The sequence below is a fragment of the Streptomyces sp. NBC_01216 genome (assembly GCF_035994945.1).
Classification (GTDB): Bacteria; Actinomycetota; Actinomycetes; order Streptomycetales; family Streptomycetaceae; genus Streptomyces.
On record NZ_CP108677.1, the window covers coordinates 4,828,766 to 4,853,033 of the forward strand.

The following is a 24,268-nucleotide window of genomic DNA, read 5'->3' on the forward strand; positions in this document are numbered from 1 at the left end:
CGCGCTTTCACGAGGTGGGATGTCCGAGGCTTGATCAAATAAGCGGAGAGTGCTCCTGACCTGCAACGATGGGACTTGTCTAGGGTCCTGTTGGCTGCACGGAAAGAAGCACTCTCCAGGTGAAGAAGCGTATCGGGTCGTATCCGCGTGTCCGCATCGAGGGCGGCGGCCGCGCGATGGTGTCGCAGGCCGGGGGCGTGCTGCTGGTCGAGACCGTCCGCAAGACTGGCTTGGACACCGCGATATCAGCGGCGCTGACGCCGTGGCGGAAGGCTCGGGCAGTGCACGATCCGGGCAAGGTCCTGCTGGACGTGGCCTTGGCGGTCGCGCTGGGCGGGGACTGCCTCGCGGATGTCGGCATGCTGCGGGCCGAGCCGGCCGTGTTCGGGCCGGTGGCCTCCGACCCGACGGTCTCCCGCCTCGTTGACACCCTCGCAGCCTCTGGAGAGAAGGCCCTGCGGGCCATCCGTGCCGCGCGGGCCGAAGTCCGCCGACACGTCTGGTGGTTGGCTGGCCGGGAAGCGCCTGATGCCGACGGGATGGTGACTGTTGATCTCGACGGGGTGCTGGTGATCGCGCACTCGGACAAGGAAGACGCCGCACCGACGTGGAAACGAACCTACGGCCACCACCCGCTGATGGGGTTCGTCGACCACGGGCCGGGCGGCACGGGTGAGCCGGTGGCAGCCCTGCTCAGACCGGGGAACGCGGGATCGAACACTGCCGCCGACCACATCATCGCCGCCCAACTGGCCCTGTCTCAGCTGCCGAAGAAGTACCGGCGCGGGCGACGGACCCTGATCCGCACCGACTCCGCGGGCGGCACCCATGACTTCGTGTCCTGGCTCGCCCGGCGGGGACGGTGGCTGTCCTACTCGGTCGGCATGGTGATCACCGAGGCGATCCACCAGCACGTGCTGAAGGTTCCGGCGTCGGCCTGGACGCCGGCCGTCGAGGCCGACGGCGAGATCCGTGACGGCGCTTGGGTCGCCGAACTCACCGGCGATGTCCTGGACGGCTGGCCGGAGGGCATGCGGCTGATCGTCCGCAAGGAACGACCGCACCCCGGGGCCCAGTTGCGGCTCACTGATGCGGACGGCATGCGGCTGACCTGCTTCGCCACCAACACTTTGGGCCGGCCGATCGCCGAGCTCGAGCTGCGTCACCGGCTGCGGGCCCGGGCCGAGGACCGCATCCGCGCCGCCCGAGCCACCGGCCTGCGCAACCTGCCCCTGCACCGCACGGCTCAGAACCGGATCTGGCTGGAGATCGTGCAGATTGCTCTCGACCTGCTGGCCTGGATGCCGATGCTCGCCCTGACCGGCAAGGCCAGGCTCTGGGAACCCCGCCGACTGCGGCTCCGCCTGTTCACCACGGCCGGACAACTCGTGGCCACCGGCCGTCGGCGGATCCTCCGCCTGGCCCGCCACTGGCCCTGGACCAGCCACATCACCGCAGCCCTCGACCGGCTCACCCAACTGCCCGCCCCTGGCTGACCAGCCAATTCCCCGTCCCTACGACAGCAACTCAACACCCGGAGCAGTGGAACCCGGCGCCACCCCGAGGCGACACTCGGGCCCCGGGCCTGCGCAGCCTTCACCCACGGCACGAAAACGGTCCACCGACTCCGTCGGCGGACCGTCACGAAACTTCGAGGCTAGACAATCCTCGTTCTCGCCGGTCAGAGGCCCTTTCTGTTTGTGTGACCGACTGCCGGACAGTCCACTTCATGAAAGCGCGATGCTAAGGGCTCGTAACACGATCATGAGTCGTGCTTCTTGAGACGTCTCCAGCAGATGAGGCTGCAGGCCAGGGAGACGAAGGCGTCGTGGAGTTCGGTGCGACGTTCCCAGCGGACAGCGAGGCGTTTGAACTGGTGGAGCAGGGCGAAGGTCTGCTCCACCACATAGCGGAGCTTGCCCAGGCCCTCGATGTTCGGGGCACCCCTGCGGGAGATCACCGGCAGGGTCCGGCGCTTGCGCAGTGCACGGCGGTTGGGGTCGGAGTTGTAGCCCTTGTCGCCGAGCAGGGCTTCGGGACGCCTGCGGGGCCGGCCGGGGCGTCCGGCGACGGGCGGGATGCCGTCGACCAGGGCGAGGGTCTGGGTGACGTCGTTGACGTTGGCCGCGGTCGTGATGACCTTGAACGGGGTGCCGCGTCCGTCGCAGATCAGGTGGTGCTTGCTGCCCGTCTTGCGCCGGTCGACCGGCGACGGACCGGTGTCGGCTCCCCCCTTTTTCGCGCGGACGTGAGAGCCGTCCACGCATGCCCTGGACCAGTCCAGCTCGCCGGCCGCGTTCAGCTCGGCGAGCAGGATCCGGTGCAGCCGGTCGAAGACCCCGGCCTTCTGCCAGCGGTCCAGTCGCCGCCGGCACGTCTGCCCGAGCCGAACCGATCTCCAGCGGCAGCAGTTGCCAGGCGATGTCGTTGTGCGGCACGTACAGGATGCCCTGCAGGCACAGCCGGTCCGGCCCCGGCCGTGGCCCCGGCGACCGCTCGGGCCAGGGCGGCAGCAGCGGCTCGATCAGAGCCCACAGGTCATCGTCCACGATCCACGGCCGGGTAGTCACACCATCCCGAACGGCCGAATCGTCACACCGGTCACGGCCGACCAGGACTCTTCAGCAAGATCGTGTTACGAGCTCTAAAGGACTTCGTGCAGCACGTACGGCAGGACCGAACCATCCCTGAAACCATCCTCAAAGAGAGGGATACCGGAGTCGCCACTCAATGCACCAAGCAGAAACTCGGTAAAGCCGAACGAATATTCCGACCACCACCCCTGCCAATTGACTACAGTGACCCAGTCGTCAGGTCCCTCCCCCGCAGGCAGGATATTGATCTGAGTGCCGGCCATGGTTTCTGCAATCGGGAAAAGTCCACCCGGCTCCGGAAATATTGAATACGGGTACTTTTCGGGAAAATCCAATCTAATTGAGTTGAATTCACGAGAAACCCGATCGACGAACCCCCCAAGATTGAGAACCGAACCCCGTGGGTGCGAAACGTAGAGATCGCCATATATCTCGCAGGGGCCGTACGCCGAGACGAATTCCTTGTAGTCCCTAGGGAGAGAGAAGCCCCTCTCTCCCTCAAACTCCAGCCAGTCCGACGAGATGTCTGAATTCAGCTCGGGCGGCCCGATGAATTCAGCGAATCTTTCCAGGCCCACTCTTACTCCTCACCTACAAACAACCCCGCCAGCAGCGGTGTTAGATACCGTGCAATCCAAACGAAACCCCTTACGTCCAACAGCTCGGATCAGCAACTCTGTAGGAATCGCCGGCCTGGCACTGTCCCCGTAGATGGGCACCACACCATAGAGAACGGACTCGTCACTGGTCGCGGCTCGCTCCACAGCATACTCAATCTTCCGCATGTCGGGAGTGTTTGCGGGCGTCTGATACCCAGCGACGAAGTTCCTTAGGGTATCCCGGGCTCCACCAAGGTTGTCGGCAATCAAATGAAGAGCCGCTGCATTGTGGACGCGACCCGGAACAGTCCCCCGCGTGGCTTGCGCAATTTCTTCGAACCCGGCAGGTTTCCATTTCGGATTCCTTCTGACCAGTCCAGTGCGAATGTCACCACTGGTGATCCATGCGATGGCTCCAGTGGCCCGACATTCCCCTGCCTCAGGGCCGAAACGAGCCATCGGCGCATAAAAGTAGGACGGATCAGTGGACGCATAGTCGCGCTGACATGAGTTCTTGGTCCGTTTTCTGCTCTCATCGGTGTCTGATCCACCGAATCCCCGGTCAGGATCCAGGTCCTGTTCCGGGAACAGCCCCTGCAGAACCTCTAGGCCTTCAGCATCCCCAGGCGAGAGAGGGTCCATCGCATCGACGACGGCCTGGCCAATGGTCGCATTGACATGCTGCGCGTTCTCCCGCGACTGCTCCTGAATTCTAGCCTCGTTAATCTGAGGCTTCGGCTTCGGGCGCGACACGGTCGGCCTCGGATATTCCTTAGGGGTGCCTCTATTTGGCCCGGTGTCCGGCGTGGGTCGCCCTTGCCTCGTACTCGAACCATTTCCACGGCCTGCAGATGGCACCTTTCCGCGGCCGTTGGTCGGAAGTTTAGCCTTCCCAGCGGTACGGCAATTCCCGAAGGTCACACATCCACGATTGGCAGGCGTCGTGTTTCCGTTTACCCGCTTCGGCTTCGCCGAAGGCCGCGTGTTCTTGAACTTCCCGCAGCGGAATCTGTTGCAGGCGTCGAATGTCCGGCTGCGGATCTGGCCTCCGGTACGCGGATTCGGGCGTGTCCTCGGGGTCGTCGAAGGACGACCCCGAGGGGCGACTCGGGGCATGGCGTCGAATCCTCCTGCCCGCCATCCACCGCACCTGCACACACCGTTGTGTCCTGTGGGGTCGGTGACGTTGAGGGGATCTCCTTCGGCGTATACGTAGCGGTTGGCTTGTCCTGATGGGGTGGGGTCGAGTTGCCAGGTGTCGCGGCTGGTGAAGTCGCCGGTGTCGGGTTGGTACCAGCGGGCTGCCATGTTGACGTCGCCGGTCGTGGTGTCGTTCCAGCCGGACTGGTAGCCGATGGATGGGTTGGTGCCGTTGCTTGCGGTGGTCTTGCCGAAGGGGTCGTAGGCGCGGGAGGCATGGACGGTGGTGCCTTCGGAGTTGAGGCTGGCGATCAGGTCGGTGTGTTGGTCGGTGACGGTCCACTGGGCAGTGGTGCCGTCGTTTGAGGCCAGCAGGGCCCCGCCTGGGGTGCGGCTGTACTCGGAAGTGCCGTCGTTGAGCAGGTTGTTGGAGCCGCCGTCGTAGTGGAAGGCGGTCGGGCCGTGGGTCTCGACGCGGTCCAGGGAGTCGTATGTGTAGGTGCTCGGGCCGTCGCTCACCTTGCGTTCGAAGGCGTCGAATGCGAGGGCTCGTGTGTTAATGCCTGTCCGGATGGTGGCAAGGGTGCCGCGGGGTGTGTAGTTGTATGTCGCGTGGCCGTCGTCGAGGAGGCGGTTGCGCTCGTCGTAGGAGGCTGTCGTGGTGCCTGCGCGTACGCGGTTGCCGGCCGCGTCCCAGGCGTATGCGGTGGTGGAGTCGCCCTTGGTCCAGGAGGCCAGTCGACCGGCGAGGTCGTAGGTGTAGGTGTTCTTGCCCGCTCCCGCCGTGCCTGCTGTCTCCTTGGAGGTGAGACGGTCGTCTAGGTCGTAGCCGTAGACCGTGGAGATGATCTCGGTGACGCCGTCCGGGGTGGTGACGGTGTCGTCGGCGAGGCGGCCCAGGCTGTCGTAACTGTAGGTGCGTCGCGCCGACTCAGCCCACTCCCCGGAGCTCTCCTTCTGGACCAAGAATCTCTGTGTGGTCGGGCGACCGGCGGCGTCCCACGTGTACCAGATGTCAGCGCCGGTCATCTCGTTCCACAGCCAGTCCAGACGGCCCGCGCCGTCATAGCCGTACTCGGTGGTGTTCTGCGGCGTGGAGCGCTCAGTCATGGCGCCGTCGTTGTCGTAGATGTAGCGCGTCTCGCCGGAGGGGCCTTGGGCGTGCAAGAGCTGGCCACGGTCGTTGTAGGCGTAACTGTTAGCGGCGGCTGTGCTGCTGGTGGCGACGCTGGTGAGGCGTCCGTCCAGGTCGTAGCCGAGGCTGCGGGGTTCGGTGGTGGCGGCTCCTGTGCCGGTCTCGGCGGTGAGGTTGCCCAAGGCGTCGTAGGTGCGGTGGCGCTTGACATTGCCGGGGAGTTGTTCGGTGACGGGCTGGCCGGCGGCGTCGTAGGTGGTGGTCCAGGTGCGGTCGGTGAGGTTCGGGTGCTGGGGGGTGGTGGGTTCGATGGTGGATTCGGGTAGGCCCCAGGCGTTGAAGGTGTAGGTGGTGGTGTTGCCGCGACCGTCGGTGAAGCGAGTGCGGTTGCCGGTGGCGTCGTAGCCGAAGGTGGTAGTGATCTGGTCGGTGCTGGAGGTCTTCTCGCTCTGTCCGGTGAGCTGCCCCAGTGCGTCGTAGGTGTAGTTGGTGTGGCTGCCGGCCGGTCCGTCTGCGGTGATCTGGTTGCCATCGGCGTCGAAGGCCGCCTTGGCGGAGCGCAGGACGGTGGTGCCGGTGCCGTAGTCCCTGACCTCGATGACGTTGCCTAGGCCGTCGTAGACGGTCTGGGTCTTGCGGTTGGTGGCGTCGTAGGTCAGGTAGTGGCGGCCGAGTTTGTCGTAGTAGAGGCGGGTGGTGCCGCCGGGGGCCGGGGCGGTGACCGTGGTGGGTTCACCGGCCGCGTTGTAGACGGAGGTGGTGGTGCGGCCCGCAGGGGTGGTGGAGGCGGTCTGGTTGCTGGCGTCGTCCCAGGTGTAGCGGGTGGTCAGGTTCTGCAGCGTGGGATAGCGCTCGATAGTGGTGGCGGTGAGCTGGCGGCCGAGTTCGTCGTAGGTGGCCTCGGTGCGTGCACCGGTCGGGGTGGTGGCGGAGAGTTGCAGTCCGGTCGGGGTCCAGGTGTAGCGGGTGATTCCGCCGCCGTCGAGGTTGGTCTGGGTGGTGGTGAAGGGGCTGGGCTCGGAGAAACCGGTCGTGGTGGTGCCCGGTGCGGGGTCGGTCTGGTGGGTGACGTTGCCGAGCTGGTCGTAGCCGAAGCGGGTGGTGCGGCCCAGGGGGTCGGTCACGGATTCGGTTCGGCCAAGTGCGTCGTAGGTGGTGTGGATGACGGCGGTGAGCGGCTGGCTGGTGCCCGGCGGGGTGTAGGTGGGGAGGATCATGTCCGTGGCGCGGCCGAGCTTGTCGACGATGGTGCCGGTCACGGCGTTGCGGGGGTCGCGGGTGTGGGTGAGCTCGCCGAAGGTGTTGTAGCCGGCACGTGTGGTGGGGCGTGTGGTGGTGGGTGTGGCGCCGTTCTGCTCGGTCTGGACGGCGGGGGCCTTGGTTTCGACGAGGCCCCCGAGGGCGTCGTAGCGGTAGTCGGTGGTGTATGCGCCGGGGTTGGCGCCGGTGGTGTTGCCTCGTCCGCTGACGGTCGATGTGAGCAGGCCACGCTGGTCGAAGGTGTTGGTGGTGGTGCGCAGGGTGCCGGTGGTGTCGGAGACGGTGGTGCGGGTGGGGTTGCCCGCGGCGTCGTACGCGGTTGTCGTGGTGACGGTGGCGCCGCTCAGGCCGACGGTGCGGGTCTGGCTGGTGACGTGGTCGTCGTTGTCGAAGTCGAACGTGGTCGTGCGGGCGAGGTCGTCGGGGTCGAGGACGCTCTGGGTGACGCGGGCGGTGGCGTCGAGGGTGTAGTCAAGGCGGGTCTTGCCGTTGCCGGTGACGGTGCGGGTGATGTTGCCGGCACCGTCGTAGGTGTTGCGTTCCAGGACGATGTCGTGATGGGTGCCGTCGGCCTGGGTGACCTGCTTGGCGGTCGTGGTGGCGGCGAGGTTGTCGTCGTAGTAGCCGTACTCGACGGTGGCACCCATGGCGTCGGTGGTGGACGAGAGGCGGCCTGCCGGGTCATAGGCGTGGGATTCGAGTACCAGGTCGCGGGTCTGGCCGGAGGGGTCGCCGGTCCAGTCCTTCAGGATCGTCTGGTGCTTCTGGCCGCGCGGTGTGTAGGTGTGGACGAGGGTGTTGCCCAGGGTGTCTGTCTCGGTCGTCAGGCGGCCGAGCTCGTCATAGGTGAAGGTCGTGCTGTGTCCTTCCGCGTCGGTGACGCGGTCCTGGCGGCCGAATGTGTCGTAGTGGTGGCTCGTCGTGCGTGCGATGTCCCCGCCGGTGAGGTCCTGGGCGGTCTCGGTGAGGACCTTGCCGTCCGGGTCGAAGGTCCTGCTGATCTGTGCCGTGTGGATGCTGTCGGTGATCTCGTTCTTCACCGCACTGCCAGTCTCGGTGACGACGCGGGACATGCCGTCGTAGCCGAAGGCGGTGGTGACGCCGTCGGGGAAGGTGCCCGAGGTCTGCTTTTCGGAGGTCTTGCGGCCGATGCCGTCGTAGGCGAAGGAGGTCACCAGGCCGGAGGGCGCGGTGGTCTTGGCGAGGTCGCCGTTGGCGAAGTAGGCGTACGACGTGGTTGCGCCACCCGGAGTCAGGGTGGTCTTGACCAGGCCGGGCGGTGTGGTGCCGCCGCCGACGGGGCTCTCGCTGCCGGTGGTGTAGGTGGTGAGTGCCTTGCGCCCGTCGGCGAGGGTGACGGTGTCCGTCAGGCCCTTGTCGGTGTAGGTGACGGTGGTCTTGTAGCGGTTGTCGCCCGGGTTGGCGGAGCGGGCGTCACGGGTGACGGTCTGCTTGCCGTTGCGGGGGTCGAGCGGGTCGTCGGTGTTGTTGTAGTACTCGGCGTAGGAGGTCCAGCAGGAGTCAGCGTCCCGGCAGGTGGTGCGGGAGACGGTGTTGCCGTGGGTGTCGTGGCCGGTGACGGTGGAGTGGCCGTTGGGGTCGGTGACGGTGTGGAGGAAGCCGCCGGTGTCGTACGCATAGGTGGTGACGCCGCCCTCCGCGTCGGTGGACTGGGTGCGGCGCTGGCCGCGCAGGGGATCGTAGGTGGTGCTGCTGGTGGCGCCCTTGGGACCGGTGACGGTGACCGTCATGGCCAGTGCGGAGGTGCTGGAGCGCTCGCGTGAGCGGTAGTGCCCGGCGACCTGTTCGGCGGTGAGGCTGTGCTGGTAGATGGCGACTTCGTCGATCTGGCCGGTGAAGTAGGACACCTCTGCGGGGGCGGCGGGCCAGTTCTTGGCGAAGCCGGCGCCGATGTAGGTGTGGGTGTTGGACTGGTGGCTGACCGCGCCGGTCAAAGTGGCGGACTTCACGCCGTCCAGGTAGAGGGTCTGGTCGGTGCCGGTGGCGGTGACCACGGCGTGGTGCCACGTGTCGTCGTTGACATTCTCGGCGGAGGCGACCTTCGCCGTACCCAGGCCGGGTGAGTAGAACTTTCCGTTGAGTTTGCCGTCGGTGCCCACGTAGAGGAGAGGGGTGTAGCTGCCGGAGGCGGTAGTGCCGCCGATGGGGTTGGCCTGGTCGCCTATGAGGACACCGGGTTTGGTGGTCTTGAACCACAACTCGACGGCGAGGTCGGTGGATTCGTGCAGGATGCCGCCGGGTATCTCGGCATAGCCGTTACCGGACAGGGCGATGGCGGTGTTGTCGCCGGCGCCGAAGACGCCGTCGGTGTTGAGGGCGGCGTTGGTGTAGGAGCCGGTGCCGTCCTGTGCGGCAGCCACGCTGTGGGCCGTGGTGCCGTTCTTCTCGTCCAGGCGCCAGTAGCCGGCCGGCGCGTCGGCGGTGACGGCGCCGCGGTAGTGGGGGCCGTCACCGGCGACCATGCCGGTGCGGGCCTGGTAGTGCGCCTTGATCTCGGCGACCGTGAGGGCCTTGGGGTAGAAGGCGACTTCGTCGATGGCGCCGGTGAGATAGCCCCACTTGTCGTCGGGGTCGACGGATGCCCAGCGGGTGCCACAGCAGTTCTTGCCGAGGAAGATCCGGGTCTGGTCCAGGTGGGTGATGGTGCCCGTCACGGAGCCGGCGAGGGCGCCGTCGATGTAGAGGGAGGAGGTGTCGACGTCTCCGACGAGTACGGCGTGGTGCCATCGGCTGTCGGTGACGGTGTTCTTGGACAGCGGCGGGATCCAGTTGGTGGTCGCCGAGTAGAACTGGCCGTGGAGCTTGCCGTCCGTGCCGACGTACAGCAGCGGGGTGGAATGGGTGGGTATCTGGTTCTCGCTAAGGTCGGCGTTGGACTCGGCTAGCAGGATGCCGGACCTGTCGGTGCGGAACCACAGCTCCGCAGAGAGGGTGGTGCCGCTCAGGGACCCTTCTTCAAGCTGGATGTGGGAGTCGCCGTTGAACCCGGCGGCGGTGTCGTCGCCGTCGGCGAACGCGCCGTAGGTGCCGAGCGCGATGTTGTCGCCGTAGATTCCGTCCGAGCCCTCGGGAAGTGCGCTGGTGGCGATGGTGCCGCGGCGGTCGCCCAGTCGCCAGTAGGCGTTCGGGCCCGATGCGAGGACGGTGTCGCGGTAGACGCTGGAGCCGGCCGAGAAGGCGGGGGCGGAAATCTTCCAGGTGCCGTTGTTGGAGTCCGTGACCTCGGTGACGCGCTCGGTGTCGGAGTCGTAGGCGACCTGGGAGTCGACGCGTCCCGACGGCAGGGTGACCTTGGTGATGCGCGAGGAGGCGGCCTTGGCCGCGTAGTGCTCGGCGGCGGTGCCGGCGTCGAGGGTGTGGCCGTAGACGGCGACCTCGTCGATCAGGCCGCTGAAGTGGCCGAACTGGTCCGTCTTGTCGATGCCCTCCCATGGGACGCTGGTCCAGCCCATGCCTATGTAGGTGTAGCGCTGGTCCAAGTGGTCGATCGCACCGGTCTTCGAGCCGATGGCCGTGCCGTCGAGGTACAGGGTCTGCGCGGTACCGGCGCCCGCCAGCACCAAGTGGTGCCAAGCGTCGTCGTTGACGGCGCCGGTGGACGTCATCGGCGTCCAGGAGGTGCCGGGGTAGTGGAACTGGCCGCGGAGCTTGCCGTCCGTACCGACGTACAGCAGGGGTGTGGCGTGGCTGACGCCGTCGACATCCTCCATCCGCTCATTCGACTGGGACATCAGCACACCGGGCTTGGTGGTCTTGAACCACATTTCTACCGACGCGAACGGGGAGGAGCCCAGCGCGTCGTCCGGAAGGGCCAGATGCGACGTGGTTCCGTCGAAGGAAGCCGCCTTGTTCCCGGTGCCGGCCAGCACCCCGGCCGCTTCGCGGGTCACCTCCCGGTAGAAGGCCTGGTTCACGCCGGTGCCGGAGATGACCTCGCTCTCGGCGGCCTCGCCATTCGCCTCGTTCAGCCGCCAGTATGCCGACGGGCCAGCGTCCAGCACCGTACTGCGGTACAGGCTTCCGTCCTCATAGGTGTAGACGGTGCAGGCGGTCGTGGAAGAAGGGGAGCAGACCTTCACCAGGCGGTCGCCACTGTAGGTGTAGGTCCACGTCAGGCCCGTACCCGCACCAGCAACGGGGTTCGTCGCGGCCGTTGCCACATGGCCGTTCGACCAGGTGAACGTCAGGGCGCGGCCCGACAGCACGTCCTTGGCCTCCGTCAGCTGGCCGTTGGAGTAGGTCAGCTGCTGTACCCGGCCGTGGCCATCGGTGATCTTCGTCAGCAGGCCCGCGGTACTGAACGTGTACAAGGCACCGGAACCGTCCCGCAGAGTCCAACCACCGCCGCTCTGCGCCTTCAGCTTGCCAAGCGAACCGGACGGGGCCGCATAACTGCCATCCGTGTTCCTGCCGAACCGAACCTGGGTACCGGCCGCGAGCGTGATCACCACACTGCCCGCGCTCTCCTCCACCGCCCGCATGTCCCAGCGCGTGGACCAGCCAGCACCGAAAGCACTCTTCCGCCGCCGGTCCATGGAGTTGTAGGAACGGGTCACCGACAGCTCCGGGCCTATTGTCGGCACGGCGGCGTCGGTGGCTGCCGTGGAGTAGTTGCCCGAACGGTCGTCGAACTCGTCCGTGGTGTCCGAGGCGCCCAGCTGACCGGTGATCGCCGGCTGAGGCACTTGGGTGGTGAGCAGGGATGGGCCAGGACGCACAGAGGTGGCGCCGCCGTCGTAGGCGTAGGCGTACCAGGCGTAGGTCTTCGACCAGGAGAGCCAACCGCTGGTGACAGCCCACTGCTGGGAGGACACTCGGGGGCCCGTCTTGCAGTTCTTCCGTGTGTCCTTCCCTTCGACCTCACACACCTCGAACTGGTACTGCAGCGCCTTCGGGTACCGGTCGCGATCCGTGGCGGAAGCCCACAGGGTGGGGGTGAGAGTGTTGGTGACGGTTCCGCCGGGCGGCGCGATGCGGATCAGCTGAGGCACAAGATTGGCGGCTGAGACCTTGATACCGACCGGGGGCACACCGGCACCACTGAACGTGGCGATGCCGTTGTCGTTCATGGTCCACAACAGCGTGTAGTCACCAGGAGTGAGCGGCGCAATCCTTGCGTCAACCGTCACGCTCGCGCCGGGTACTACGTCGGCAGGCATCGCAGACCAGCGAATCTTCGACGTGTCTGTGATCTGCTTACCGGCACCGTCGTACAGCAGGTAGCGCAGGGTGAAATTGCCGCCTTTCGGCCAGGTCTGCTGCCCGCGGTTGGTCACCGTGACGCGGAAGGAGCCTTCGGCGGTGGCTGTGATAGGAGTGACGAACTCGCCCATCTTGTACGTAGCACCGTACTTGGTCCACGTCACGTCAAGCGTCGGCTTTCCGCTTGAGTCGTCGGAGTAGAAGTTCTTCCACCCGTAGGAGTCCGTCGTCGAGGCCTTCACCGCCAGGCCGTAGTTCTTCTTCCGGCCATGCGTCCAGTCGTCGACCAGTTGCCGTCCCGCCGAACCGAGGTTGATTGACTCCCACGCAGGCCCCCCGCACGGGTAGGAACTCGATCCGGAGGCGTGCCAGCCGTGTGCGAACGACTTGGATGCCAAAGCGGAGCCGGTTGAAGGACCTGGATAGGTAGTGGTCGTGGACTCGGACCAGTTCGATGTAATCGGATGCACCGTGACCGGCCGGGCCGTGCACGAGTACGACCAGCTGTTGTACAGGGTCAGTCGGGTGTCGAGGACCCAGGCGTTCTTCAGCGTGGACTCGACGCCACCGAAGTGGAGGAAGGACGCCGCCTTGTGAGCGCCCTTGTCGTAGGTGCCGACCTTCAGCTCCGCACGGCTCGAGAAGTTCGTGTTGTAGGGCGATTCCACGTAGGTGCCCGAGCTGGCTTCGAAGGAAGTCGCCGATACAACCGAGGGGTCGACCTTCACCGGGAAAACTCGACCGGAGTCGTGCAACCAATCGGTGTCCAACGAGACCTTCAACGCCTGCCCACCGGTGATGTCCACCAGTTCATAGCGGACACCGTCGGAGAACTCGCCCTCATTGGAGTTCGGTGCGAGGTTCGCATCCTCCATCCACCCGGCCGGGATCGTGGCGTGGACCTTTCCGGCAGCATCCTTGAACGTCACAACGCCGGTGGTCTCGAGCTGCGCCTTCAACCCTTGCGTATGGAGGGGAAACACCCATTCCGTCGGGGCGTCAACGCTGTTGAGCGTGATGACTTCCTTCACGGACGTTCCACCGGCGACGAAACGAAGATCGGCGTCGGGCCGGACCTCCTCGTAGGTGACCGCGCTGGCGTCCGCCTTGCCCGGCACATGCATGGCGTTCCGGATGGAGAATCCCACCGATGTGTCGGCGCCTGTCTTGAGGGAGACAAGCGGTGCACCGTCCGCGAAGCCGGCGAATGCGGTCTCGACCTCGCCTGACGTGATCTTCCAGCCCCCCTCAGAGCCGCTCACTGAGCGACCGAGACGGCCATCCCTCGCACGTTCCCTGAGGGTGGTGTCGATCGGCTTCCAGTTTCCCGCGGCGTCCTGAAAATTGACCGGCTCGTCGTAGAAACGGGTGGTGAGAGTGCCGTCGGTGTTCTGGAACGTCTTGGACTTCCGGTCCCGCTCGGCGGGGAGCTCACGACTCGTCTTCAGGTCGAAGCCCTTCGGCTCCGCCACCTTGATGGACGCGGGAGCGGTGGTCACATCCGGAATGGTCTCGCCGGCAGGGCTCGCCACCGCGGACTCTCCGCTCTCCAGGGGCAGTTCCCCACGGACAGGGACATGCTCCCTCTTCCCACCGGCCGCAGCCGCCGAGGTATCCGCCGGCGCTTTGGACGACAGCCCCTCCGCGGAACCCCACGGCTGACCGGGCGCATCCACCGCCGCTGCCGCGAACGGCCCGAAAGACGCCTGCACGGCTACCGCCCCCTCCGCACCGGCCAAAGAAGCCATGACGAAAGCAACAGCAATGGAAACAGGCCGCACGAAACGCACGGAGGCCCCCCTCAGAGCACGATCAAGAACCATCAGTAGATCGACATACCGATGAGATAAGCAAGATCCGCGCTCTCTCTGCGACCGCCAGGTGAAGAACGTCACTTCGCATAGCAGGATGAAAGAAACCAACCTCGATCTTGCGTGAGGGTCCGTCGACGGAGTCGGCGGGCTCTTCCGCCTTCCGGGGCGGGTTGTGAGCAGGCCGGTGACCCGACTGTCGCGTCGGGTGGGCGCCGGGTTCCACTGCTCGGGGGTCGGGTGGCTCTGTCGTCGGGACGGGAAGTTTGCTGGTCAGCCTGGGCTGGGCAGGTGTTCTTGCAGCTCGGTGATGGCGGATCGCAGCTCACCGATCCTGACCAGTGCGGAGAACGCTTCCGCGAGTACTTCAGGGTTGGCGTCCCGGGCGATGCGCGCGGCGAGATGACGGCTCTCCAAAGCGGCGCCGATCGCGCCGACGGCATCGTCCGAGATGTCCAGTTGAGTCGCAAGCTTGTCTGTCCGCAGCACGATGTACTGCCCGTCATCAGCCTGTTCGGACACGGCAAGTGAATGGTCGATGTGCCTCTTCAGCGCGTACAGGTCAGCAGAGTTCAATGAGCCTTTTCCAAGCTGGTTTCGTTGACCGCGAGCTGGACAGTCCTGCGCAACGACGAAGCTCCTGGTAGACGGGTTCTCGACCAAGATCACCCGTGTCTGCCAGGAGCTTCGCGTGCTTGTCTATCCGTCTTCGATCGATCTGTCCAGCCGCACCTTGCGGTTCCTGACCGGGCGGCTGACCGCCAGACGGCAGGAGATCGGCACGCGGTGGCGGCGGCTTCCCGCCTCGCGACAGGCTCTGCTGGCCCTGGCCCACCTGCGGTGCGGTGACACCTACGCCCAACTCGCGGCCGGTTTCGGCATCGGGATCGCGACCGCCTTCCGCTACATACGCGAGGCCGTCGACATCCTGGCCGCTCTGGCCCCGTCCCTGGCCGAGGCGATGAGGACGATCCGGACGAAGGCGTTCGTCATCCTCGACGGCACACTCTGCCGCCGATCGACCGCATCGCCGCTGACACCCCCTACTACTCGGGGAAGCACAAGCGCCATGGCATGAACGTCCAGGTCCTCACCGACCCGTTCGGACGGTTGCTCTGGGCCTCGCCGGCGCTGCCCGGATCGACTCACGACCTCACCGCCGCACGACAGCACGGCATCATCGAAGCCCTCACCGAAGCAGGACTCAAATGCTGGGCCGACAAGGCGTATCAAGGCGCCGGCGGACCCGTCCGGGTACCGTTTCGCGGCCGTCGCCTCAAGCGATGGAAGCGCCGCCACAACACCACCCATGCCAAGATCCGCTGCCTCGGCGAGCAGGCCATGGCCACCCTCAAGGGCTGGCGCCTCCTGCGGAAGCTCCGCTGCAGCACCAACCGCATCACCGACGTGGTGAAGGCCGTCCTCGTCCTTCACCACGCATCAGCGTGAGGTTGGAGAACGCTCAGTGGACCGAGGACGGTACGTCTCCAGCAGCTTCGACCAGGCTGCTGCGTGACCGAGCGACGCGGGGGTGGAATCCATGCACCGACGGTGCCGATTGTCTCCGTCAACGGACGGGCCCGTGGCACCGGCATCAGCCGTGCGACGATCTCGGCGTGAACGCCCCAGAAGACCTCTCCGCCGCCGAGCGCGCATTCATGATCAACGCCTTTGAGATCGACATCCTCCTGGAAGACCCGCAGCTCGGCATTCAGGTGGGGGACGCCCTACTGGTCAAGATCCTTGACATCGACACGGTCCGGCGTCGAATCACCCTCTCGCACCGGCAAGCTGTTTCAGGGCTCTAGCCCCAGGCCGTCTGACGATCAAGGCGACGGGACGAAAGTCGCCGACTGGTCAAGCAGGAAGGGGGAGCCGGACCCGGCAGGCTCCCAGCCCTGCGCCAGCGCCTCTTTGATGCTGGCGGCAACATGATCCGGCCTGACGGGCTCCGCTTCAACGCCCAGCCAGTTACTGGGGTGTGGTTGGCCAGTGATGACAACCAACGTGCTGCCCGGGCGGTCTTCGTCGGCCAGTTCGACGGCGTAGGCCAAAGGCGTCCAGCACAGTCCTTGCATGTAGGACGGCTTCCGGCGGATCCGCCAGCGGTAGGCGGCCCCGTCGACTGTGATCCGCCGAGAACCCTTCTTGTTCAGCGCCATCAGGCCCCCTCTCCTGCTCTTGGACTGTAATGCCCTGCCATCGGCCTGTCCCCGTAGATTCCTGGAGGAGGTGGCGCCGCTCCTCCGTGATGCCGATCCACGGCCCGGCCGACTCGGCTGGCGGGCGTGGGCTGAGCCTGTCGTCGGGGATCCGTACCTGTGGTGCGCCAGCTTCAGCGCCAGCGTGCCGCACGACTTGGTTGCGATCTTCGCTTCTTCGGTCGCCTCGCCCCACCCCGTGCCCCGCTCCACCCTGCCGGCCGGTGCGGAGGGGTGGCTCACCTTCGTCCGGCCGGGGCTTGATCGACGCAGGAGAGCCCGCCGGTCGGACTGAGGCATGGGCTGCGGGTAGGCCCAAACTTCGGGAAGTTTTCGGGAAAACCAGCCGCCAGAGGCCGCCTCTGACCGGTTTCAGCCGGACGGATCCAGCCATCCGACGCTTTCTCCCCGGCACCCTCACCCCCGACTGAAAACCACCCCTGACCAGCAAAAAGACCCTCCGGAAGGAGGGTCTTCGCTCGTGCGCCCCCGGCAGGACTCGAACCTGCGGCCAAGTGCTTAGAAGGCACCTGCTCTATCCGCTGAGCTACGGGGGCCGGTTGGTGGCCGGGCGGCCGGAGCCCCCTGGTGGGCGGGCGGTGGCCTTGCCGGGTCAAGGATAGGGGTCCGCTCGCCCTGGCCCGGTTGCTTCACCTGCGTGGCACGATGTGGAGGTTCGGTGAAGCGGAACGATAATCGCAGGCAGGTGCGATTCTCGCAGCGCTTTTTGCGCCACTCGGCCCGGGTGTTGTGCACTCGTTATGCCTGAGGCGCGCGTCATCAGTTGTTCGGTCGGCGCGTAGGACCGCTATACGCTTCAAAAAGACTCCAAAATTGGGCATTCTTCGCATGTGGTGACCTTGGACGAACGGCCTCAGCTGATCGACGCACTCTCCGCCCTGCGCGACTGTGTCGCCGCCGTGCGTCTACCTCTCCCCCTGCCGGGGGCGCCGCGCGCCCGGCAGACCCGTGTCGAGCTCCTCGCCCAGCTCGACGACTACCTCGTCCCCCGCCTCAGGGACCCCGACGCCCCCCTCCTCGCCGTCGTCGGCGGATCCACCGGCGCGGGGAAGTCCACGCTCGTCAACTCCCTGGTGGGGCGCCGCGTCAGCGAAGCCGGCGTGCTGCGCCCGACCACCCGCACACCCGTGCTCGTCTGCCACCCCGACGACCACCACTGGTTCGCCGGACTGCGCGTCCTGCCCCAGCTCACCCGCGTCTGGCTGCCCCAACAGGAGGACGACCAGGCGGGAGACGAGCCCCCGGAGGACAACGCGCTGCGCGTCGAGACGTCCTCCGGCCTCCCGCCCGGCCTCGCGCTGCTCGACGCGCCCGACATCGACTCCCTCGTCGTCGAGAACCGGCTGCTCGCCGCCGAGCTGATGTGCGCCGCCGACATCTGGGTGATGGTCACGACCGCCTCCCGGTACGCCGACGCCGTCCCCTGGCATCTGCTGCGCACCGCGAAGGAGTACGACGCCTGCCTCGTCACCGTCCTGGACCGGGTGCCCCACCAGGTCGTCGGCGAAGTGTCCCGCCAGTACTCGGCCCTCCTGGACAAGGCCGGTCTCGGGGAGGTGCCCCGGTTCACCATCCCCGAGCTGCCCGAGTCGGCCGGAGGCGGCAGCGGACTGCTGCCCGACAACGCCGTCGCCCCGCTGCGGGCCTGGCTCGCCCATCGCGCACTGGACCCCGCCGCCCGCCAGCAGGCCGTCGGACGCACCGCCGCCGGCGTGATCGACTCCCTCGACTCCCGGATGCCCGAGCTCGCCGGCGCGGTCGCCGCCCAGTACGCCGCCGCCGTACGGCTCGGTGGCGCGGTCGAGACCGCCTACGCGGAACAGGGCGAGCGGGTCCGGCAGCAGTTGCGCCGCGGCGCCGTCCTCGCCGGCGACGCCCGTACCCGCTGGCGCGGATACCCCCGCGACAGCTCCGCCGCCGAACTCCTCGACTCGCTCGTCGAGTCCCTGGGCGCCCTCGTGCAGTGCGCGGTCGCCGCCGCCGAGGAGCGGGTACGGGAGACCTGGCGGCGCGAACCGGCCGCCGGAGCCCTCGGCACCCACACCGGTGGGCCCGGCCCCGTGACGCCGGGCCGCGAAGCGGGCGAACGGATCGGCATCACGGTCCGGCGCTGGCGCCGCGTCCTCGAGGAACTGGTGGAGGAGGAACTGGGCGCCACCGACCGCGCCGCCACCCCCTCCCGTACGCCGGCCCGCGCCGCCGCCCCCGACGCCGACACCGTCGCCGCTCTGCTGGCCGCCGCCCTCCTCGGCGGCCGGCGCACCCGCAGCGCCGGGGAACGGCTCGCCGAACTGCTGGGCGCGCAGAGCGCCCTGCGGCTGCGTGACAAGGGGGGCGAACTCGTCACGACGTGCGTCGACGGCGCCCTGCACACCGAACGCGACCTGCGTCTCGCCCCGCTGGAATCCCTCGATGTGACCCCCGAGCCGCAGGCGGCGCTGATCGCCGCGCTCTCGGTACTGCAGAAGGAGAAGTGAGGACCGGTGAGCAGCAGCACGGTGGACGACCGCGAGGACCGCTGGGACGACGGACTGATCGCTCGACGGGCAGCCGAGCGGGCGGAACGGCACCCCCCGTCCCCTGACGAGGCCCGGGAAACGGACACGTCGCAGGACAGCATGCCCGCGATCGGCGGGGCGTACGGCGGTCCCCTGCGCACGCGGCTCGACGCCCTCCACGAACTCGTGGGTCTTTCCCGCACCCGGCTGGAGGGCGACACCCTCGCCGAGGCCGGTCGCGTGCTAGACGAGGCGACGGCACGTCAGCGGCTCTCCTCGCACCACACCGTCGTCGCCGTCGCGGGCGCCACCGGCAGCGGCAAGTCCACCCTCTTCAACGCCCTCGCGGGCGTGCCGGTCTCCGAGACCGGACCGCGCCGCCCCACCACCTCCGCACCCCTCGCGCTCAGCTGGTCGGAGGGCTCCGCCGGTCTCCTCGACCGGCTCGCCGTCCCCGGGCGGCTGCGTCGCCGGCCGCTCGCGGGCGGAGCCGGCGACGAGGACCTCCAGGGGCTCGTCCTGATCGACCTGCCCGACCACGACTCGGCCGCCACCGCGCACCGCGACCAGGTGGACCGGGTCCTCGGTCTGGTCGACGCCGTCATCTGGGTCGTCGACCCGGAGAAGTACGCCGACGCGGCCCTGCACGAACGCTACCTCCGGCCGCTCGCCGGCCATGCCGAGGTCACCTTCGTCGTCCTCAATCAGATCGACCGGCTCGGCACCGAGGCCACCGACCTGGTCCTCGACGACCTGCGTCGTCTCCTCGACGAGGACGGCATGGCACTCGGCGAGCACGGCGAGCCCGGCGCCACCGTCCTCGCCCTCTCCGCCCTCACAGGCGAGGGGGTCGGCGAGCTGCGACGGATTCTCGGGGACTTCGTCCAGGAGCGGGCCGCGCCCGCCCGGCGTCTGTCGGCCGATGTCGACGCGGCGGCGGCCCGGCTCCGCCCGGTGTACGTCTCCGACGGCCCGACCGGTCTGGGCGAGCGTTCCCGGGACGACTTCGCGGCGCGGCTCGCCGTCGCCGTCGGCGCCTCCGCCACCGGCGAGGCCGCCGAACGCGTCTGGCGCCGCAACGCCATCCGCGCCTGCGGCACCCCCTGGCTACGCCTCTACCGCTGGTACGAGCGGGTCCGCGAGCACGGCACGTCCGCCCCGCCCCCCGCAGCCCCCGCCGAGGACGAACTGACCGCACGTCAGCGTGTGGAGCAGGCGGTACGGGTAGTCGCCGACGAGGCCACGTGCGGCCTGCCGGCGCCCTGGGCCCAGGCGGTCCGTGAGGCGGCGGCGCGCGGGGCGCAAGGGCTTCCCGAGGCGCTGGACGAACTGACGACGCGGATCGGGGACCCGGCCGCGCGACCGGCCCGGCCCGCCTGGTGGCCGGCGGCCGTCCTGGTCCAGGTGCTGATGACACTCCTGCAGGTCTTCGGCGCGCTGTGGCTGGTCGGTCAGATCGTCGGCGTCGTGGAACCGGGGCTGCTGCCGCCCGTGCTCGTCATGGTCGCCGGCATCGTCGGCGGACCACTGCTGGAGTGGGCGTGCGCCGCGGCCGTGAAGGGCCCCGCGCGGCGGTACGGGCAGGAGGCCGAGCGCACGCTGCGGGAGGCGGCGACCGCCTGCGGGCGGGCCCGGGTCCTCGACCCGATCTCGGCGGAACTGATGCGCTACCGGGAGGTGCGGGAGCAGTACGTGACGGTGTCGGGTACCCGTTCGGGTGCCCGGATCGCGGGCGGTGGCGCGCGGCTGGGGCCGACACGGCCGGGCGCGCGCCTGCGCTGAGAGCCTGTCGGGTGGTCTTCGGCCGGCGGCGCGCGTGCCAGGGCGTGACCGCCCGGTCAGAGGCCACCCGACAGGCTCTGAGGCGGCCGAAGCGACCGGGGCGGGGCTCCGCGCGGTTGCGGCACCCGTGACGCGTTCCCGGGACGCCCGTCCCGGCGGTCCCTCCCGTCGCCCGGTATGGCTTCCTTCTTCCTGTCGAGGAGTTCACCCGGGAGTCCATCCCCCGCGGGAGTGGCGGACTTTCCCCCAAGGGTGCTGCCCTCCACAGCCGACGGCGGATTCCGCGCGGCCGGGCCAGCATGGAGACGGCCGTGGGGCAACAGGGCCCAGGACGGCAGGGGAGGGGCAGGAAGCATGAACGAGACGACGGTCACGCTCGTCGGGAACGTGGCGACGGCGGTCGAGTACCGCGACACGGTGGCGGGAGGGATGGCCCGGTTCCGCTTCGCCGTGACCGCGCGTCGCTGGGACCGCGAGCGTGCCGCCTGGTCGGACGGCCCCACCAGCTTCTACACGGTCTGCGCCTGGCGCACCCTCGGTGCCAATCTCGCGGCCTCCGTATCGGTCGGCGAACCCCTGGTCGTGCACGGGCGGCTGAAGGTGCGTGAGGAGGAGCGCGACGGGCAGCGACGTGTGTTCGTGGACGTGGAGGCGGTGGCCGCAGGGCACGACCTGACGCGCGGTACGGCTGCGTTCCGGCGGGCGGCGGCGGCCGAACCGCGTGTCAGGGAGGGCAAGAAGCGCGCGTCCGCCGTCGCGGCGACACCGGCCGAACAGACGCGCAAGGACCTGGAAGCCGTTCCCTGAGGCACAGCTGACGGGGGATTTATCGACACGGTGACAACGATTTCCTCGTCGCGGAGGCCGTTCCGATAACGATTATGAGTCGGAATGGTTATCAGACCGCATGAGGGGGCACTCCGACCTCTCCCGTCCCTAGTATTCCCGAATACTCATGCGGCACTTGAGTACATCGGGTCTGTGAGTCTGCGGCGATGCGCTCCCCACACGCGTCACGACCTTGACGCGGAGCAGCTCGCCCGGAGGGGAAATCCATGTTTTCTGTTCGGAGGCGCGGCATTGCCCGCCTTGCCGCCGCGACTGCCGTCACCGGCCTCGTCGCGGCCGGTGCGATAGCCGTCGCGGGTCCCGCGGTGGCCGACGAGACGCCGGAGGGCACCGGCGGTGCCACCGCGACCCTCGGTGATCTGAAGATCTACGACAAGGTCAAGATCAAGGGTCGTGAGCGAGCGATCTCGGCAGGTCTGTTCGAGATGCAGGTCACGCCCGGTGGGTCCATCCAGACCTACTGCATCGACCTGTACACCGGCGCCAAGACGGGCGAGGAATACAAGGAAGTCGGCTGGGACCAGTCCTCCCTGCACGACAACAAGGACGCCGGCAAGATCCGCTGGATTCTGCAGAACTCCTACCCGCAGGTCAACGACCTGGACGCGCTGGCCAAGAAGGTCGGTGCCGCGAGCCTGACCGAGAAGACGGCCGCCGCCGCCACCCAGGCCGCGATCTGGCACTTCTCCGACGACGTCGAGGCCATGCCGGTCGACGCCGACGCGAAGAAGCTGACGAAGTACCTGGAGAAGAAGGCCAAGAACCTCGAGGAGCCGAAGGCGTCCCTGAGCCTGAGCCCCTCCTCCGTCGCGGGCAAGGCCGGTGAGCGCCTCGGCCCGATCACGGTCGACACCAACGCCGAGAAGGCCACCGTCTCCCTCGCCCCCGGCGCCCCGGCCGGTGTGAAGATCGTCGACAAGGACGGCAAGGTCGTCTCCGACGCCGCCAACGGCGACCAGCTCTTCCTCGACGTCCCCGGCGGCACCGCCGACGGCGCCGCCGAGATCGACGTGAAGGCCGACACCACCGTCCCGATCGGCCGCGCCTTCGTCTCCACCAAGGTGAAGAGCCAGACGCTGATCCTGGCCGGCACCAGCACCTCCACCGTCGCGGCCAAGGCGTCCGCGACGTGGGCCACGAAGGGCCCGATCCCGGCCGTCTCGGCCGAGAAGAACTGCGCCAAGGGCGGCGTGGACATCACGGCCTCCAACGAGGGCGACGAGGACTTCGTCTTCGAGCTCAAGGGCGAGAAGTACACGATCCCCGCCGGCCAGTCGAAGACCGTGACGATCCCGGTCGCCGAGGACGAGGCGTACGACTTCACGATCACCGGCCCGAACGGCTTCGAGAAGAACTTCAAGGGCGTCCTGGACTGCGAGACGGCCACCCCGGGCCCGCTCCCGTCCGAGACCCCCGAGACGCCCGAGCCCTCGGACTCCCCCTCCCCGGCCACGGCCGGCGGCAACACCACCGGCGGCGACCTCGCCGAGACCGGTAGCTCCAGCGCCACCCCGATGATCGCCGGCATCGCCGTCGTCCTCGTGGTGCTCGGTGGCGGCGCGGTGTTCTTCCTCCGCCGGAAGAAGGCCGTGGGTCAGTAAGGCCCCGCGGAACGGCAGTCGACACGGGCTCGTCCCGTGTCACCGACGGCCCCGGTGCGCGACACGCACCGGGGCCGTCGCCGTACCCGGGCGCACGGCACCGTCCCCCTGAGGACGACGGGTCAGGTCACCCCGCTCAGCGTCGCGTAGACGACGGTGTTGGCCTGATAGCCGGTCTTCTTGGACCAGCTGCCGCCACAGGTGATCAGACGCAGCTCCGGCCGGTCGGAACCGCCGTAGACCTTCTTGTCGGGGAAGCGGTCCTTCGCGTAGACCTCCACGGCGTCCACGGTGAACCGGGCCGTGCGCCCGTCTTTGCGGACGACCGAGATCTGAGCCCCCTGGGTCAGGGCGCCGAGCTGGTAGAACACGGCCGGACCGTTCGGGGTGTCCACGTGTCCTGCGATGACGGCCGTGCCCACCGCGCCGGGTGAGGTTCCGTCGGCGTACCAGCCGGCCAGGTCGGGCTTCGTCGCGGGCGGCGGTACCAGCGTCCCCGTCGCGTCGAGCTCCAGACCCGTCAGCGGCGCGTCGATCGCGGCGGCGGGGATCACGATCCGCACCGGGTCCGACGGCGGCAGCGCGGCAGGCGGGCGACGCGTCGCGGCGGGCGGCGGAGCGAGCGGCAGAGCGGGCCGCGCGGCGGGCCCGCCGGCCAGGGCCGAGGCGGGCTGCGGGGGCGCGGGATCGCGCAGCGCGTTCGCCATCAGCAGCGCTCCGAGGAGCGCGGTCCAGGCGAGCGTCTTGAAGGTGGGGACACGGCGCACCGGGGCGCGGCCGGTGTTCGTCCCCCGGTCTCGTTCCATCGTGAGGACGCCTTTGCTCGGTGGCGGACACGGAGCCCGCCGGGCTTCGGCCCCGCCGTCCCTTGTGAGGAACACCGGGGCCGGCCGGCGGACGGACGGTCAGGCCGGGGTCCCGGAGGCCGCGGAACGGCGGCGCGCCCGGACCACCCCGCCGGCGACGGCCCCGGCGAGCAGCAGTCCGCCCACGGCGAGCTGGGTGCGCTGGGCGGCGGCACCGCCGAAACCGGCGTCGACGGCGCCACTCGGGCGATCCGAGATCCGGTACGTGGCCGTCAGCTGGACGCGCGGCGGGCACTTGACCGTCACGGTGTCGGTCCCGGACGGCGCGTCGCCCGGCAGCCGGAACTCGCCCACCAGCACGCCCTTGCGGTCGCCGGCGAAGAGGTGGAACTTCCCGCCCGCCTCCGACTCGCCCTTCCCGTAGGTCTCCTTGCCGCAGGCGGTGGTGGTGACGGTGACGGTGCTTCCCGGGGACGTCTTGCCCGGACTGACGCGGACGTCCCCGCCCCCCTCACCGGCGGCCATGGCGGCCGGTGAGGACAACGCGAGAGCGCCCACGATCAGGGCGGCCTGCAGACCTGTGTGACGTGCGTGTGCGAGACGCATGCTTCTCTCCTTCGGGGGAGCCTTCTCGGCCGGCCGGTGTGCGCGGCGCCTGTGCTGTGCTCCGTGCACGAGGCAATAACCGGCCCCCGCTCGCCGCAACGCGAGAGACGCCCGCCCGGGTCACCCGCACGGGTCCAAGATC

General features: G+C 68.3%; 14 protein-coding genes, 1 tRNA gene and 1 pseudogene. 8 read left to right on the forward strand and 8 right to left on the reverse strand.

Annotated elements, in window-relative coordinates; translation table 11 throughout:
• Window positions 1–119 precede the first annotated feature (119 nt).
• Window positions 120–1,496, forward strand: coding sequence for an IS1380 family transposase (locus OG393_RS21555; RefSeq protein ID WP_327373609.1), 1,377 nt, complete (start codon window positions 120–122; stop codon window positions 1,494–1,496).
• A gap of 266 nt (window positions 1,497–1,762) precedes the next feature.
• Here OG393_RS21555 and OG393_RS21560 read toward each other — a convergent pair.
• The 4 genes from OG393_RS21560 to OG393_RS21575 form a co-directional block, all read right to left on the reverse strand.
• Window positions 1,763–2,552, reverse strand: a protein-coding gene (locus OG393_RS21560; RefSeq protein WP_442817428.1) for an IS5 family transposase whose coding sequence is annotated in 2 segments (ribosomal slippage) — window positions 1,763–2,384 and window positions 2,383–2,552 — 792 coding nt in all. Because the reading frame shifts where the segments join, the coding sequence is not laid out codon by codon here.
• Between the two features lie 92 nt (window positions 2,553–2,644).
• On the reverse strand, window positions 2,645–3,172 hold the full coding sequence (locus OG393_RS21565; protein ID WP_327376317.1) for an SMI1/KNR4 family protein: 528 nt from the start codon (window positions 3,170–3,172) through the stop codon (window positions 2,645–2,647).
• Window positions 3,173–3,181: 9 nt separating this feature from the next.
• Window positions 3,182–13,450: a LamG-like jellyroll fold domain-containing protein gene (locus tag OG393_RS21570; RefSeq protein ID WP_327376318.1), complete on the reverse strand. Its 10,269-nt coding sequence runs from the start codon at window positions 13,448–13,450 to the stop codon at window positions 3,182–3,184.
• 585 nt (window positions 13,451–14,035) lie between these two features.
• Complete coding sequence (locus tag OG393_RS21575; protein ID WP_327376319.1) at window positions 14,036–14,338, reverse strand: hypothetical protein; 303 nt, start codon at window positions 14,336–14,338, stop codon at window positions 14,036–14,038.
• A gap of 115 nt (window positions 14,339–14,453) precedes the next feature.
• On the opposite strand from OG393_RS21575, the pseudogene OG393_RS21580 reads away from it, so the two are divergent.
• Together OG393_RS21580 and OG393_RS21585 are read left to right on the forward strand one after the other, a co-directional pair.
• A pseudogene (locus OG393_RS21580) lies at window positions 14,454–15,211 on the forward strand (transposase family protein).
• 167 nt (window positions 15,212–15,378) lie between these two features.
• Entirely contained in the window at window positions 15,379–15,570 is a 192-nt protein-coding gene (locus OG393_RS21585) for a hypothetical protein (protein ID WP_327376320.1), read from the forward strand.
• 18 nt (window positions 15,571–15,588) lie between these two features.
• On the opposite strand, the gene OG393_RS21590 is transcribed toward OG393_RS21585, so the two are convergent.
• Complete coding sequence (locus OG393_RS21590; protein ID WP_327376321.1) at window positions 15,589–15,924, reverse strand: hypothetical protein; 336 nt, start codon at window positions 15,922–15,924, stop codon at window positions 15,589–15,591.
• A gap of 70 nt (window positions 15,925–15,994) precedes the next feature.
• Here OG393_RS21590 and OG393_RS21595 point away from each other — a divergent pair, with 70 nt between their 5' ends.
• Window positions 15,995–16,258, forward strand: a complete 264-nt coding sequence (locus OG393_RS21595) for a DUF317 domain-containing protein (RefSeq protein WP_442817341.1) — start codon at window positions 15,995–15,997, stop codon at window positions 16,256–16,258.
• A gap of 189 nt (window positions 16,259–16,447) precedes the next feature.
• Here OG393_RS21595 and OG393_RS21600 read toward each other — a convergent pair.
• Window positions 16,448–16,520, reverse strand: a tRNA-Arg gene (locus OG393_RS21600).
• A gap of 303 nt (window positions 16,521–16,823) precedes the next feature.
• Here OG393_RS21600 and OG393_RS21605 point away from each other — a divergent pair.
• From OG393_RS21605 to OG393_RS21620, 4 genes are all read left to right on the forward strand, one after another.
• Window positions 16,824–18,461, forward strand: coding sequence for a dynamin family protein (locus OG393_RS21605; protein ID WP_327378504.1), 1,638 nt, complete (start codon window positions 16,824–16,826; stop codon window positions 18,459–18,461).
• Window positions 18,462–18,467: 6 nt separating this feature from the next.
• Window positions 18,468–20,264: a GTPase gene (locus OG393_RS21610; protein ID WP_327376322.1), complete on the forward strand. Its 1,797-nt coding sequence runs from the start codon at window positions 18,468–18,470 to the stop codon at window positions 20,262–20,264.
• Between the two features lie 354 nt (window positions 20,265–20,618).
• Window positions 20,619–21,071: a single-stranded DNA-binding protein gene (locus OG393_RS21615; protein WP_327376323.1), complete on the forward strand. Its 453-nt coding sequence runs from the start codon at window positions 20,619–20,621 to the stop codon at window positions 21,069–21,071.
• 248 nt (window positions 21,072–21,319) lie between these two features.
• Window positions 21,320–22,714 carry a Cys-Gln thioester bond-forming surface protein gene (locus OG393_RS21620; RefSeq protein ID WP_327376324.1) on the forward strand — a complete coding sequence of 465 codons (1,395 nt, stop codon included), beginning with the start codon at window positions 21,320–21,322 and terminating at the stop codon, window positions 22,712–22,714.
• A gap of 122 nt (window positions 22,715–22,836) precedes the next feature.
• On the opposite strand, the gene OG393_RS21625 is transcribed toward OG393_RS21620, so the two are convergent.
• Both OG393_RS21625 and OG393_RS21630 read right to left on the reverse strand, forming a co-directional pair.
• Entirely contained in the window at window positions 22,837–23,520 is a 684-nt protein-coding gene (locus tag OG393_RS21625; RefSeq protein ID WP_327376325.1) for a class F sortase, read from the reverse strand.
• Window positions 23,521–23,619: 99 nt separating this feature from the next.
• Window positions 23,620–24,126, reverse strand: a complete 507-nt coding sequence (locus tag OG393_RS21630; RefSeq protein ID WP_327376326.1) for a sortase — start codon at window positions 24,124–24,126, stop codon at window positions 23,620–23,622.
• Between the last annotated feature and the right edge of the window lie 142 nt (window positions 24,127–24,268).